14 protein-coding genes and 2 pseudogenes are annotated in these 13,759 nt (G+C 65.0%); 11 read left to right on the forward strand and 5 right to left on the reverse strand.

Annotated elements, in window-relative coordinates; translation table 11 throughout:
• Window positions 1-5: 5 nt before the first annotated feature.
• Window positions 6-467, forward strand: a pseudogene (locus ADT71_RS30405) (enoyl-CoA hydratase-related protein); the annotation flags it as partial.
• Between the two features lie 64 nt (window positions 468-531).
• Here the strand turns inward: ADT71_RS30405 and ADT71_RS14920 are convergent.
• The gene (locus tag ADT71_RS14920; protein ID WP_054438029.1) at window positions 532-2,661 is read right to left on the reverse strand and encodes an acetate--CoA ligase family protein; all 2,130 of its coding nucleotides are present in this window, start codon (window positions 2,659-2,661) and stop codon (window positions 532-534) included.
• A 96-nt stretch (window positions 2,662-2,757) separates the two neighbouring features.
• Entirely contained in the window at window positions 2,758-3,192 is a 435-nt protein-coding gene (locus ADT71_RS14925) for a MarR family winged helix-turn-helix transcriptional regulator (RefSeq protein WP_054438031.1), read from the reverse strand.
• Window positions 3,193-3,339: 147 nt separating this feature from the next.
• Between ADT71_RS14925 and ADT71_RS14930 the strand changes: the two genes are divergently transcribed.
• Window positions 3,340-4,764 carry an aldehyde dehydrogenase family protein gene (locus ADT71_RS14930; RefSeq protein ID WP_054438135.1) on the forward strand — a complete coding sequence of 475 codons (1,425 nt, stop codon included), beginning with the start codon at window positions 3,340-3,342 and terminating at the stop codon, window positions 4,762-4,764.
• Window positions 4,765-4,810: 46 nt separating this feature from the next.
• On the opposite strand, the gene ADT71_RS14935 is transcribed toward ADT71_RS14930, so the two are convergent.
• Complete coding sequence (locus ADT71_RS14935; protein WP_054438033.1) at window positions 4,811-5,929, reverse strand: NAD(P)-dependent alcohol dehydrogenase; 1,119 nt, start codon at window positions 5,927-5,929, stop codon at window positions 4,811-4,813.
• Window positions 5,930-6,056: 127 nt separating this feature from the next.
• Between ADT71_RS14935 and ADT71_RS14940 the strand changes: the two genes are divergently transcribed.
• From ADT71_RS14940 to ADT71_RS14950, 3 genes are all read left to right on the forward strand, one after another.
• Complete coding sequence (locus ADT71_RS14940) at window positions 6,057-7,184, forward strand: cobalamin-independent methionine synthase II family protein (protein WP_054438035.1); 1,128 nt, start codon at window positions 6,057-6,059, stop codon at window positions 7,182-7,184.
• Window positions 7,181-7,582: a nuclear transport factor 2 family protein gene (locus ADT71_RS14945; RefSeq protein WP_132469758.1), complete on the forward strand. Its 402-nt coding sequence runs from the start codon at window positions 7,181-7,183 to the stop codon at window positions 7,580-7,582. Before ADT71_RS14940 ends, ADT71_RS14945 begins: the two co-directional genes overlap by 4 nt.
• Before the next feature lie 64 nt (window positions 7,583-7,646).
• Complete coding sequence (locus ADT71_RS14950; RefSeq protein WP_082370371.1) at window positions 7,647-8,354, forward strand: IclR family transcriptional regulator; 708 nt, start codon at window positions 7,647-7,649, stop codon at window positions 8,352-8,354.
• 56 nt (window positions 8,355-8,410) lie between these two features.
• On the opposite strand, the gene ADT71_RS14955 is transcribed toward ADT71_RS14950, so the two are convergent.
• Window positions 8,411-9,817, reverse strand: a complete 1,407-nt coding sequence (locus ADT71_RS14955; RefSeq protein WP_054438039.1) for an aminomethyltransferase family protein — start codon at window positions 9,815-9,817, stop codon at window positions 8,411-8,413.
• A 22-nt stretch (window positions 9,818-9,839) separates the two neighbouring features.
• Complete coding sequence (locus ADT71_RS14960) at window positions 9,840-10,589, reverse strand: alpha/beta fold hydrolase (RefSeq protein ID WP_054438040.1); 750 nt, start codon at window positions 10,587-10,589, stop codon at window positions 9,840-9,842.
• 72 nt (window positions 10,590-10,661) lie between these two features.
• On the opposite strand from ADT71_RS14960, the gene ADT71_RS33720 reads away from it, so the two are divergent.
• The 6 genes and pseudogenes from ADT71_RS33720 (at window position 10,662) to ADT71_RS14980 (ending at window position 13,748) form a co-directional block, all read left to right on the forward strand.
• Window positions 10,662-10,805 (forward strand): hypothetical protein, encoded by a 144-nt coding sequence (locus ADT71_RS33720; protein ID WP_231635900.1) that lies wholly within the window; start codon window positions 10,662-10,664, stop codon window positions 10,803-10,805.
• Window positions 10,802-11,305 carry a methylenetetrahydrofolate reductase gene (locus ADT71_RS33725; RefSeq protein ID WP_231635901.1) on the forward strand — a complete coding sequence of 168 codons (504 nt, stop codon included), beginning with the start codon at window positions 10,802-10,804 and terminating at the stop codon, window positions 11,303-11,305. The genes ADT71_RS33720 and ADT71_RS33725 overlap by 4 nt, the downstream gene beginning before the upstream one ends.
• The gene (locus tag ADT71_RS33730) at window positions 11,305-11,529 is read left to right on the forward strand and encodes a hypothetical protein (RefSeq protein ID WP_231635902.1); all 225 of its coding nucleotides are present in this window, start codon (window positions 11,305-11,307) and stop codon (window positions 11,527-11,529) included. The genes ADT71_RS33725 and ADT71_RS33730 overlap by 1 nt, the downstream gene beginning before the upstream one ends.
• A 74-nt stretch (window positions 11,530-11,603) precedes the next feature.
• On the forward strand, window positions 11,604-12,488 hold the full coding sequence (purU, locus tag ADT71_RS14970; RefSeq protein ID WP_054438138.1) for a formyltetrahydrofolate deformylase: 885 nt from the start codon (window positions 11,604-11,606) through the stop codon (window positions 12,486-12,488).
• Window positions 12,489-12,492: 4 nt separating this feature from the next.
• Window positions 12,493-13,351: pseudogene (locus ADT71_RS14975) on the forward strand (bifunctional 5,10-methylenetetrahydrofolate dehydrogenase/5,10-methenyltetrahydrofolate cyclohydrolase).
• Window positions 13,344-13,748, forward strand: coding sequence for a dihydroneopterin aldolase (locus ADT71_RS14980; RefSeq protein WP_082370364.1), 405 nt, complete (start codon window positions 13,344-13,346; stop codon window positions 13,746-13,748). The pseudogene ADT71_RS14975 and the gene ADT71_RS14980 overlap by 8 nt, the downstream one beginning before the upstream one ends.
• Window positions 13,749-13,759: the final 11 nt, after the last annotated feature.

Below are 13,759 nucleotides of genomic sequence, written 5' to 3' on the forward strand. Positions count from 1 at the left end.
GGAGGGAGGGCAGCTCCCGGTCCACCGGGATGGACCTCAAGGAATACTTCCGCGAAACCGAAGCGGACGGCCTTCGCAGCGTGCGCAAGTCGCAGCGCGAAAGCTGCGCTGGTTCCGGCGTCTGCGCTGGTACCAGAAGCCGACGATCCCCATGGTCAACGGATAGAGCTTCGGCGGTGGCTTCTTCCCGCTTTTCGGCTGCGACCTGGCGATATGCGCGGAAGTGGCGAAGATGTTGCTCGGCAAGAACCCGGCGGCGCTCAAGTTCGCCAAGGGCGCGGTGCGCCGTGTGGGCACTCTCACTTACGATGAAGCGGAAGACTACCTTATGCGCATGCAGGAGGCCTGCAGTTTTCACGATACCAGCCAAGGCCGCAAGGACGGCATCCGCCAGTTCATCGACGGAAAGAGCTACAAGCCCGGCCTTGCCCGCCTATGACAAGTCGAGGACCGGCGAAAATGCCTGAAACTTGAACAAGAGGAACATTGCCATTTTGCGGCGCCCCTCTTGTTCAATGGAAGAACTTCATCTCAGCCAGAGATCAGCGCATCCAGCGCGATCACACCCTTTCCTTCCGGCAGAACCAAAACGGGATTGAGATCGAGTTCCCCGATCCCGGGCGTACCGCGAACCAGCACGGCAAGCGTTTCCACCATACCCGCCAGCGCATCGACATCGGCTATGGGCGCGCCGCGAAAACCCTGGAGCAACGGCGCCATCCGCAGGGAAAGAATCCGGGTCTTGATCTCGGCGCGCGAAAGGTCAGGCGGCAGCAGCACGGCGTCATGAAGCAATTCGGCAGCAACGCCGCCGAACCCAACGAGGATCACGGCGCCCCAGTCCGGATCGCGGCGAGCACCGACAATCATTTCCACGCCGCGCGGCGCCATGGCTTCAACCAGAATGCCATCAAGGACAAGGCCGGGCCTCGCTGCCTGCACGTCGGCCTCCATCTTGCCCCATGCGGCCGCCAGTGCCGCCGAATCGGCGATCCCGATCGCAACGCCGCCCGCATCGCTCTTGTGGCTGAGCGCTGCGGCCTGCGCCTTGAGAACGACCGGATATCCGATGCCGGCGGCAATCTCCTGCGCGGCTTCAAGGGAACCTGCCAGCGCGCCTCTCGAAAAGGTCAAGCCGTGCGGTGCCAGCAATTGCTTCGCACGATATTCGGGAATGGTTTCTCCCGCCGCCGGCCCGGCGATCGAAATCGCCGTCCTGTCAGTCAGGCCCGAAGAGTGCGCGCCATACCACGCGAGGCAGGCCAGCGCCTTGAGCGCGCGCTCGGGCGTAGGGAAATAGGGTGAGCCAAGCGCCCGAATGGCAGCCACATCGTCGCCCAGAACACCGCCGCCTTCATCCACACCGGCAACGATCAGCGGCTTGCGCCCGCCGAGCTCCGCAATCGCTTTCGCCACTGCGGAGAATTTGACGTGCGAGGTATGCGTGTCGGTCTGGATCAACGGAACGAGGATGGTTTCGATCCGCCGCTCCTCGCCCAGGGCGGCAATCGTCCGGTTGTAAAGCGTGGGATCGACCAGGCCCTGCGCCGTGATGTCGAGCGGATTGCTCACCGGGACGAAGGAAGGCAAAGCCTCGCGCAAAGCGGGGCTGTCGGCGTCGGTAAGCTTGGGCAGTTCCAGTCCGAGCGCCTCGGCGCCATCCAGCATCATCGCTTTCAAGGCGCCGGATTCAGAAATGATGCCCACGCTTCCCGAAGGTAGCGACGGACAGCGAATCGCAATCTCGGTCACGTCTCCAAGCACTTCCAGCCCATCGACCAGGATCACGCCCGCATGCTCGACCAGGGTCCGCATCACTGCATGATCGCCCGCCATCGCGCCAGTGTGCGTCGCCGCGCTTTCCCGCCCGGCTTCGCTGGAGCCCGGATGAAGAAGCACGACAAGCTTGCCCCGCTCCCGCGCTGCCCGCGCCGCCGCCAGAAACGCGGCAGGTTTGCGGAATTGCTCGACGATCATGGCGATAACGCCGATGGCCGGATCTTCGGCGAGATGCGCGACGTAGTCCTCTACCCCGCTCGCCGCTTCGTTGCCGGTAGAGATGTAGCAGGAAAGCGGCACCTCCCGGGCGATCATGGTCGTGGCGAGCACCGCGGCCATGGCGCCAGACTGCGAAACGATGCCGACCTTGCGGTCCCCTCTCGCCCGTGCCTCCGGCAATTCTACGAAAGTCAGCGCGACATTGGCATCGAAATTGACGAGGCCGAGACAGTTCGGCCCCTCGATCACCATCCCTGAATCGCGGGCGATCCGAGCCAGTTCCTCCTGCCGGGCAAGTCCTTCAGGCCCGCCTTCGGCAAACCCCGCCGAAAAGATCACGGCTGCTCCACATCGCCGCTGCGCCAGTTCGCGCACGGCATCGAGGACGGCAGCCTGGGGGATTGCCAGAACAGCCACGTCCACGTCTTCCGGCAACGCGGCGACATCCGGCACGCAGCGCCTTCCGCCTATTTCCTCCCGCTTGGGATTGACGAGGTGGATCTCCCCCGAGAACCCCCTGTCGACGAGGTTCTTCAGAACGGAAGCACCCAGCGCTCCGGGCCGGTCGGACGCACCGACGATGGCAACGCTGCGTGGATTGAGAAGCCGTTCCATGGCCGCCCGTTCGAGCGGTTCGAGCACAGCGGTACCTTGCGCAGACATCCTTGATCTCCCGGCCTGACGATCCTCGATCCGGTCATCGCCGGACTTGCGCGGTTTGTATCTCAGGCATACAATATGCGCAAGTCGCGTGGTTCGTCAGGCTACCCGTTCCTGTTGGCGCAGGCGCTGCAGCAGCGACAGCAGCATGTTCCGCTCGGCGACACTGAGCGGTCCGAAGAATTTCCGCTCATGCCTTTCGAACACAAGGTCGATCTCGGTCGCGAGAGTTCGGCCTACTTCTGTCAGTTCAAGGGAATGTGCACGCGGATCGGCGCTGGGCGCGCGGCGCACGGCCCCTCGACCTTCCAGGATATCGACAATCTTCATCGCGCTCGACCGGTTCACGTTAAGCGCCTCTCCCAGCGCGGTCTGGGTGCATCCCGGATTGGCGCGGACCAGCAGCAGGGCCGAGGCGCGCGCCGGCGTGATATCCAGCGGTTCAAGCGCCTGCCTTGCGGATTCGTGAGCGACGGATTGCAGCATCTGGATCTGGAATCCGATCTGCCCGGAAAGCTCTTCCCCCTCGTTCATGACCTCTCCTCAGCCGCTGGCTCGATGCCTTGTTTTCTATGTATCCCAAGCGTACAAACTCATGCGTGCCATTGCAAGGCGCGCATCGACTCCGCCAGCGAGGGACAAGAAGCCCGCCGGGACGGATGCCAACCAAGGAGAGTGATCGTGAAAACCGATTTCAAGCTGCTGGTCAACGGTGAACTGATCGACGGCGTTTCCACATTCGACGTCGTCAATCCGGCTACCGAGGACGTCTTCGCCCAGTGCCCGGGCGCTGACGAGGCTATCCTGAACCGGGCCGTATCCGCCGCCAAGGCTGCGCTTCCGGGATGGTCCGCTCTCTCCGCCGATGAACGCGCCGGCTATATCAACCGCCTGGCAGACGCGATGGAGGCCCGCATCGAGGACTTTGCCCGCCTGCTCACGGCGGAACAGGGCAAGCCGCTGGATCAGGCCACTTACGAGATCGGCGGAAGCATCTACACGCTGCGCGCCTTTGCGGCGATGCGCCTTCCCGAACAGACCCTTCGCAATGAAAACGGCAGTACCGTGGTGGAGCATCGCACGCCGCTGGGGGTCTGCGCCTCGATCACGCCGTGGAATTTCCCGGTGATCCTGCTGGCGAACAAGCTTGGCCCCTGCCTTGTCATGGGGAACACGATGGTTTCCAAACCGGCGCCGACAACGCCGCTCACCACGCTTCTGCTGGCCGAACTCGCGGCGGACATCCTGCCTGCCGGCGTATTCAACGTGATCTGCGACCAGAATGAGCTCGGCCCGCTGATCACCGCACATCCCGACATCGCCAAGGTGGCCTTCACCGGATCGACCGCGACCGGGAAGAAAGTCATGGCCTCCGCGGCGCAAAACGTGAAGCGCGTGACGCTGGAACTGGGCGGCAACGACGCTGCCATCGTGCTGGACGACGTGCCGGCCCGGATCGCCGCACAGAAAGTCTATGCAGGCGCCATGGCCAACGCCGGCCAGATCTGCGTCGCCATCAAGCGCGCCTATGTGCCCAGCGCAATGTACGAGGAATTCTGCGACGAAATCGCCAAGCTCGCCGATCAGGCCGTGCTCGACGACGGCGCCAAGCAAGGCTCTACCATCGGACCGATCCAGAACCGGATGCAGTTCGAGAAAGTGCGCGACCTGATCGAGGATGCCAAGCAGCGCGGCCGGGTCGTTGCGGGCGGCGACGTGCCGGACCGGAAGGGCTTCTTCATCCCTCCCACGGTGATCGCCGATCTCGACGACGATGCACCGCTGGTGCGCGAAGAGCAGTTCGGCCCGGTGCTGCCGGTTCTGAAGTACGACGATATCGAGGACGTGATCGCCCGCGCCAACGATTCCCCCTATGGCCTGGGCGGCACCGTCTGGGGCGCCGACCAGCTTCGCGCGATGGACGTGGCGCGCCGGATCGACGCGGGCACCGTCTGGGTAAACCAGCACCTTGCGATCGACCCGAACATTCCATTCCGGGGCGCCAAGCAGTCCGGGCTCGGCACGGAACACGGGCTGGCCGGGCTCATGGAATATACGCAGGCGCACATCGTAAGCGCGGTGCCGCTGGAACTCGAACAGGCCTGAACCGGCGGGAGGGGCGCCCCGCTGCAGGCGCCCCTCCCTTGCAAGACTACTCCGGCGAAATCCGCAGCACCGGCTTGATCACGCGGCCGCTCTCGCTGGCCTCGATTGCTTCGTTGATCTGCTCGAAATCGAAATGGCCGATGAGCCTGTCGAACGGGAAGCGACCTTCCCGGTAGTATTCCATCAGTTCCGGCAGGAAACCGGTGAGATCGCTGTCGCCGCCGAGTATCCCCATCACGGTGCGTCCTCCGCCCATCAACGCGGCCTCATTGAACACCACCTCGTCCGCCGGGTCCGAAGCGCCGACGACACCGACCACACCTTTCGGCGCAAGCAATGAAAATGCCAGCTGGATCAGCCTGTTCACGCCCGTCGTATCGAAAGCATAGCCCAGCCCGCTCGGACAGAGTTCGCGAATGCGCGCGGCCACGTCATCCCGACCATTGATGACGTGGGTGGCCCCAAGCTCGCGGGCCATGCCAAGGCGCTGGTCATGAAGGTCCACGGCGATGATCGGATCGGCCCCGGCAATCTTCGCCGCCATGATCGCGGCCATGCCGACCGTACCGGCACCCCAGACCGCAATCGGCAGTCCTGCACGAACCTTCATCGCTCGCAGCACCGCCCCTGCGCCGGTCATCAGCCCGCAGCCAAGCGGTGCAAGTACGTCCAGCCCCACGCCGTCCATCGTCTCCGGCACTTTCACCACGTTGCGTTCATGCGCGATGGCATGGGTCGCGAAGGCGGACTGACCGAAGAAATTGGCATTCATCCGCTCTCCGCCCAGAAACACGGTGGCGCTGCCATCCGGGCGGGCGCCGGACCAGTTGTAAGGAAAGAATTCGTAGCAGTAGGTCGGCGCATCGATGGCACAGCTCGGGCAATGGCCGCAGCTGTTGAAGCTCATGATGACACGGTCGCCCGGTCTGGCCACCGTCACCCCGCTGCCTACCGCTTCGACCACGCCTGCCCCCTCGTGCCCCAGCACCACCGGCAGCGGCACGGGGAGCTGTGCGTCGCGCACGGCCATGTCAGTATGGCACACCCCGCAAGCGACGACACGCACGCGCAGTTCGTCATCCCGCAACGCGTCCAGTTCCACATCCTCGATCGTGAAAGGCGCGGTGTTGCCGCGGCAGATCGCCGCGCGGGCTCCAGTCGTCATGATCGTTCCATCTCCTTGCCTTCAGGCCCCGGAAGCCGGGGTTAGCACATATCTTAATTTCACGAATGCGAATCTATACACATTCATGAAATCATGCCACGCTTTGCCGCATGGGAGGATGTGCCGCATGACCATCGAGACAACACACGTAGGAAGCCTGCCCCGCGGTGACGAGTTGACGCCGCTGCTACTCTCCCGCGACAAGGGTGAGCCTTACGATGCAGCCGAATTCGACCGGCTCGTGCAGGCTGCCGTGAACGATGCGGTGCGCCGCCAGGTCGACAGCGGCGTTTCCATCGTCAGCGACGGCGAACTGGGCAAGGTGGGCTATTCCACCTACATGATCGAGCGCCTCGAAGGGTTCGGCGGTCATATCGAGCGCAGGGCCGCCGCCGACCTTGCCGAACACCCCGATCTCGCGCGCAAGCTCTCGGCGATGATGGGCAGCCAGGAATTCACCCGCGCCTCCTGCATCGGTCCGGTACGGCTGCGGACACTCAAGCCGTTGCACGCGGATATCCGCCGGTTCCGTCACGCACTGGACCTCCACGGGAACGGTGCGCGCGGTTTTCTCAACGCGGCCTCGCCGGGCCTCATCACCGCTTTTCAGGTCAATCGGCATTACCCCAGCCACGAGGCCTATCTTGCCGACCTCGTCGATGCGATGCGCCCCGAGTACGAGGCAATCGTCGCCGCCGGGTTCGATCTCCAGCTCGATTGCCCCGACCTCGCGATGTCGCGCCATACCGGTTATCAGGATCAGGATGAGGCGACCTTCCTGCGCACCGCCGCCGCCAATGTCGAAGCGCTCAACGCCGCCACTGCGAACATCGCGCCGGAGCGGATGCGCATGCACGTCTGCTGGGGCAATTACGAAGGCCCGCACGACCACGATATCGCGCTGGAAAAGGTGATCGACACGGTGATCGCGGCCCGCCCTGCCACCGTGCTTTTCGAAGCCGCGAACCCCCGGCATGAACACGAATGGACGGTATGGCGCGATGCCCGGCTGCCCGACACCAAGATCCTCGCGCCAGGCCTGATCGATACCTGCTCCAATTATGTCGAGCATCCGGAACTGATCGCCCAGAGGATAGAGCGCTTTGCCGCTTTCCTGGGCAAGGACCGCGTGATCGCGAGCACGGACTGCGGCTTTGGCACTTTTGCAGGTTACGGCAAGATCGACCCCGGCGTGACCTGGAAGAAGCTGCGCGCCCTGCGCGCAGGTGCCGATCTCGCGGAAGCGCGCCTGTGAACCATGCGCTTTCGCCCGGCGCCATTCGCGCCATCGAGCACGATTGCGCGCGCCTGGTCGCCCGCTATGCCAATCGCAACGATGCCGCCGACTGGGAAGCCGTAGCCGCGCTCTATGCACCCGATGGCCGCATGGCCCGTCCCACCGCGCCCAACGACTGGACCGCCGGGCGCGAGGCCATACTCGCCGCATTCCGCGCCCGCCCGGCGCGCACCACCCGCCATGTCTGCTCGAACGTCGAAATCACGGTGGTTGACGGAAACACGGCGCTGGGCGAGAGCGCAATGCTGCTCTTCACCGGTGACGGTCCGCCGAAAGTCGGCTCGTTCCTCGACAGGTTCGTGCGCACGGAAGAAGGCTGGCGATTCGCGGAACGACGCGGATTGCTCACGTTCTGAGGGAATTATGGCGACAGGGGCAACATCGGGAAGCGGCGGCACGGCATCGACGGTGAAGTCCGCCATGCGTACGCTGGACATCATCGAATATGTCGTCGCGCATTCCGAAGGCGTCGTCGCGCAGGATATCGCGCAGGCCCTCGCCATTCCCGTCAGCAGCCTGTCCTACCTCCTCGCCACCCTGGTCGAACGCGATTACCTCTCGCGATCGGGGCGCCTCTATCAGCCGGGCGCCGGGCTGGATCGGCTGCGCGCCGCGCCGCAGCGCCTGCCGCTTATCGAAAGGGTGCGGCCACTGGTCCGTTCCCTGCGCGTGCGCTCCAACGAGACTTCGTCCTACTTCGTCCAGCGCGACTGGCAGATGGAAGCGGTCATCACCGAAACCGCCGAGCACACCCTGCGCTACTCGATCGGCGTCGGAACCCGCACGCCGATGCACTGCCTGGCCTCGGGGAAGGCCATGCTCGCCGCCCTCGGCCCCGCCGCGCTGGATCGCTATTTCGAGGAGGCCCCGCGCGAGCGCTACACCGAAAGCACCGTGGTGGACGAAAGCGCGCTTCGCCGCGAGCTGGACCAGGCGCGCGAATCCGGCATCGCCATCACCCGCGAGGAATATACCCCTGGCATCTGCGGCATCGGGAAGATCCTGATGCTGGACGGGGAGCCGGTCGGCTCGCTCTCGGTTGCCATCCCCACCGTTCGCTACGATGCCCGGGTGGAGGCGGCAGCCTGCGCGCTGCTGGAGGCGATCGTTTCCGGTTTCAGCCGCTGAAGCGAAAAGGGCCGCCGGTTTCCCGGCGGCCCTTCGACTTTTCGCGGAATCCCGGATCAGGCAACAGCCTTGGTGCGCCAGCCTTCGGCATAGGAATCCCGGGCCACTTCCGAATAGGGCACGGATGCTACCGTCGCACGGATTTCGGTCTGGACGTGGCGTTCCACCGTGGGTTTGCGCGTTCCGCCATCAGGTTCCCCCCAGACCAGGACGACTTCGGTGCCCGGCTCCGCCACGGATTCGTCCACCATCGCCAGCGAGAGGAAACGCCCCTCGTTCTGGGTGTAGCCGATCCAGGTCGACAGGCCGACCTGCTTGCCGTCTACCAGCACCGCGTCATAGGGATGCATGGCGTAGACCGCGCTCGGATAGTCCATGTACTTGGCACGGTCGCCGCCCTTGGTCAGCATCGAGCTCTGTACGCGCATCACATCCTCGTTGTTGAGGGCCAGCGTCACCTTGCGGCGCTTGGGCGCGTCCTTCATCTTCTCCAGCGCTTCACGGCCGATGAAGTCATGGTCGAACTTGACCATGATGCCGTAACCCAGTTCCCAGGGGTTGAGGTAGTAGTCCTCGATCTTGTCGGACACGAAGCTGCCGCCGATCGAGGTCATCCCTTCATAGGATCTCGCCGAGAGCCATTCCCGATATTCGCGCAGCGATTCCCCGCTGTAGACGGCGGGCAGCGGCGAGGGAATCCAGCCTGATTCCAGCGTGTTGGAACTGTAGGTCCGCCCGCCCGAGGGGAGCAGGCCGAAATCCTTGCCCGCTTCCAGCAGGGCATTCCGGACGGTGTCATAGTCTTTCCACGGACCGAACAGCTCGTAACCGGGCTGGCCCGCCATGCCGTGACGCAAGGCGCGCACTTCGGCGCCGGCGATCGTGATCGGCGCCATATGGAAGAACTTGAGATCGGGCGGCGTGATCCCCATCGCGCGTTCCAGCACCTTCATGGCGTTAGGCCCCTGAAGCTGGAAACGGTAGTTGCGGCGGTAGCCCTGCTGATCGAGCGGACGGGCGGCGGTGCGGTCATCCCGTTCGACCTTCACGTCCCATTTGCCGGAGGCGGCGTGGAATTCCACCCACTCGATCGTGGGTGCGCGGCCCACCAGTTCGAAGGTTTCTTCAGCGAGATAGAACAGGATCACGTCGCCGATCACATAGCCTTCCGGGGTCACCGGCGCGAACTGCTTGGCGCGGTTGGGCACGAAGCCCTTGAAGCTGTTCGGGGCCAGATAGGACAGCATTTCAAAGGCCTGTGGGCCGGTGACCAAGAGGTCGACCATGTGGAAGCTCTGGTTGAACAGGATCGCCGTTTCGGCCCAGGCACGTTGTTCGTCCCGCCAGTTCGAGTATTCGCCCGGAACGCCGGGATAGACGTTGGGTCCGGTCTGCTGGTTGCGCAGGAAATCGACGATGTCTCCCTTTTCGTCGATCAGTTGCTGGAGCGATTTTTCGGTCATTCCATCATGCCTTTCAGGTAGTTTATGCTTTGTGTTGAATTGTTAACGCCGGCTGGAGAGCCAGCCATCCGCGCAGTGCGGCGTTGAAGGCATCGGGCCGTTCCGCCGGGGCCATGTGTCCGGCATCGGCCACGATCGTCAGCGGAGCACCGCCGAGTGCCTCGGCGATCTCGCGGTGCTGATCGACCGGGGACCACGCGTCGCTGTCCCCGACCATCAGCGAAACCGGGCATTCCAGTGCCGCCAGAACGGCCCCCACTTCCGGCCGATGGAGCAGCGCCTCGATCTGCGCCTCGAACACAAGCTGACCAGAACCCATGCACATCGCACGCAGAGACGCATAGAAACCGAGATCACCGCGCCGCGAAGGGCCGATCATCGGCGGCAGCCACGCATCGACGAGCGCCCCGAAGCCTTCCCGCCGTCCAAGGTCTCGCAGGGCGTATCGCTTCTCCTTTTCGCCGGGCCGCACCGGGTGGATTCCCGTATCCGCTAGCGCCAGTCGCGTGACCCGCTCGGGCGCCTTGCGGCAGACCTCCAGCGCAACCCGCGCGCCCATCGAATGGCCGAGCAGCGCGCAGCGGCCGGGCATGCGGGCAAGGGCGTAATCCGCCATCGCCTCGATGCTGTCTGCCCCGCCGTAGAATCCGTTCACGGTCATGCTGGCAGGAAAGGCGGAAAGCTGGCCGCCGAACATGCGGCCATCGCAGAGCAGCCCCGGCAGGATCACCAGCGGCGTCTTTTCGGATTCGGATAATGAATTCGCATCCATGAATTTTCATCTATACGAAATGATCTGGGCGCGCTAGAGCGAATCCAACGAGAGGAAGTGGGGAGAACGAAAATGACCACCCCGATCATTCATCCGAACTGGGCCCGGCCGGCACTCAACATGGTCGACGGGTACTCGCTGGAGATGACCGCCAAGGACGTGGAGGCCCTGCGCGGGCTGCCGCCGCGATTGCGCCCGAAACGCCGATCGCGGTGACGTTCCTGCCCGGCGAGGAATTTGAATCCCGCATTGCCGCCGCGCGGCTGGTGCGCGAACTCGGCTTCGAGCCGATGCCGCATTTCTCCGCCCGCCGGATCGCTTCGGCCGAGGAATTCGAACGCTATCTGGCCGCGGTGACGCGGGAAGCCGGCGTCAAACGCTGCTTCGTGATCGCCGGAGACCCGTCAGAGCCGGAAGGCCCCTTCACCGACAGTTCCGCCCTGATCGCCACCGGCGCTTTCGAACGCAACGGCATCACCGCCATCGGCATCGGCGGGCACCCGGAGGGGCATCCCAACATGACCGAGGAGGAGTGCTGGCAGGTGCTTTCCGGCAAATGCGCGGAAATCGAATCCCGCGGCATGGCGCCCCTCATCGTCACCCAGTTCGCCTTCGATGCAGCGCCCGTGCTCGACTGGCTCACCCGGCTGCGCGCGCGCGGCATGACGCGCCCGTGCGGCTCGGCGTGCCCGGTCCCGCCGGGATCAAGACACTGATGCGCTTCGCCGCGCGCTGCGGCGTGGGCGCCTCGGCTTCGGTGCTGACCAAATACGGCATCTCGATCACCAGACTGATCGGATCGGCCGGACCGGACAAGCTCGTCGATGCCCTGGAGCGCGGACTGGCACCGGCCCACGGCAAGGTCCGCCTGCACTTCTATCCCTTCGGCGGCATGGAGAAGACCGTCGACTGGATCAACGAATACGCCCGGCGCCACTGAGCGGGAACGGGCGAAACAAGAACGAGAGAGGAGCCTGCCCCGTGTCCGACCTACTGGCCGATACCCTGTCCGAAGTGCTTCGCGGCCCCGTAAGCGGGGATGCCTCCGAAATCTGCACGCTGCGCCTGCAATGCGAAGACAAGGCCGGGCTGGTGGCCCAGGTCGCGGTATTCCTGGCGACGCGCGGCTGCAATATCGTCGATGCCCAGCAATTCCACGACCAGCTTTCCGGCGGCTTCTTCATGCGCGTGGAATTCCAGCGCGGGGCCGGGCGCTCGCTCGAAGAACTGCGGGCCGAATTCGCACCGATCGCCGCCGAGGCCCGCATGACCTGGTCGCTGCGGGACAAGGCCGCGCCGAAGAAGGTGCTGCTGCTGGTTTCGAAATGGGACCATTGCCTGGGCGACCTGCTCTACCGCAACCGCATCGGCGAACTGAGCATGGAGGTGGTCGGCATCGTTTCCAACCATCCCCGCGAACTGCTGCACACCTCGCTCATCAACGGGCTGCCCTACCATCACTTCCCGATCACCAAAAACACCAAGGCCGAGCAGGAAGCCCGCATCAAGCAGGTGGTGGACGAGACCGGCGCCGAACTGATCGTGCTTGCGCGCTACATGCAGATCCTGTCGGACGATCTGGCCGCGTTCCTGTCCGGCCGCTGCATCAATATCCACCACTCGTTCCTGCCCGGCTTCAAGGGCGCCAAGCCCTATCACCAGGCTTTCGACCGCGGCGTGAAGATGATCGGGGCCACCGCGCACTACGTCACCGCCGATCTCGACGAAGGGCCGATCATCCATCAGGACGTGGAAACCGTGACCCACGCCGACATGCCGGAGGAACTGGTGCGCAAGGGCCGCGATATCGAGCGCCGCGTGCTGGCCGAAGCGGTGCGGCTCCACCTCGACGACCGCGTCTTCGCCAACGGCGCGCGCACCGTCGTGTTCCGGGGATAGGCCGATGGCCGAGCGCATCGACGGCCGCGCCATGGCGCGGGCCATGCTGGACGAAACGGCGCAGGCGGTCGAACAGCTCAAGGCACGGGGCGTGGCGCCTGCCCTTGCGGTGGTGCTGGTCGCAGCGATCCGGCCAGCGAGGTCTATGTCGGCCGCAAGGTGGCCCAGTGTGCCCGCGCCGGAATCCGCTCGCTGGAGCACGCCTGCCCGCCGAGACCGGGCAGGCGGAACTGCTGGCCCTGATCGACCGCCTCAACGCCGACCCGGCCGTGCACGGCGTGCTGATCCAGCTTCCCCTGCCGCGCGGGATTGACGCTTCGCTGGTGCTGGACCGGGTTGCGCCGGGCAAGGATGTGGACGGCTTCCACCCGGTCAACGTCGGCCGCCTGTCCAGCGGCACCGGGGGGCTGGTGCCCTGTACGCCGCTGGGGATCATGAAGCTGCTGGACGGCCTGATAGACGACTATCGCGGGCTGGAAGCGGTGGTGATCGGCAAGTCCAACATTGTCGGCAAACCCGTGGCCATGCTGCTGCTCGAACGCGAGGCGACCGTCACCGTCACCCATATCGAGACGCGCAACCTGCCCGATGTGGCACGCAAGGCGGACATCATCGTCGCTGCGGCCGGAGCCCCGCACCTCGTGCGCGGATACTGGGTGAAGGAGGGCGCGGTGGTGATCGACGTGGGCATTACCCGCGTCACCGATCACGACGGCCAGACCCGCATCGTCGGGGACTGCGCCACCCACGAACTGGAACACGCCCGCGCCGTCACCCCGGTGCCGGGCGGGGTCGGGCCGATGACCATCGCCTGCCTGCTCGCCAATACCGTCAAGGCCGCAAGGGACACACTCCATGGATGACATTGCCACGATCGACCGTGTTTCCGCCCGAACCGCCACCACCGAAACGGCAGTGCTCACCACCGTGCGCGTGCGCGATCTGCCGCTGCTGGCGGACGTGGGCATCAATCCCGACGAGGTCGGCCGCCGCCAGCCGCTGGTCATCACCGTCGAACTCGCGCTGGACGCGGGCGCGGTGGACGGCATCGGCGAGACGGTGGACTATCGCCGCATCGCCGCCGCCGCCGAAACGCTGGCCGAAGTGCACATTCCGCTGATCGAGACGTTCGCCCGCCGCCTGGGCGAGCAGTGCCTGGGCTGGGCGCCGGTGCGCGAGGCGCGGGTGAGCATCGACAAGCCCTTCGCCCTCACGCGCGGTCTCGCCGGGGTGGAAGTGACCGTGCGCCGCGCCCCATGAACGCAGGAGAG

It is taken from the genome of Novosphingobium sp. ST904, from assembly GCF_001298105.1.
Classification (GTDB): Bacteria; Pseudomonadota; Alphaproteobacteria; order Sphingomonadales; family Sphingomonadaceae; genus Novosphingobium.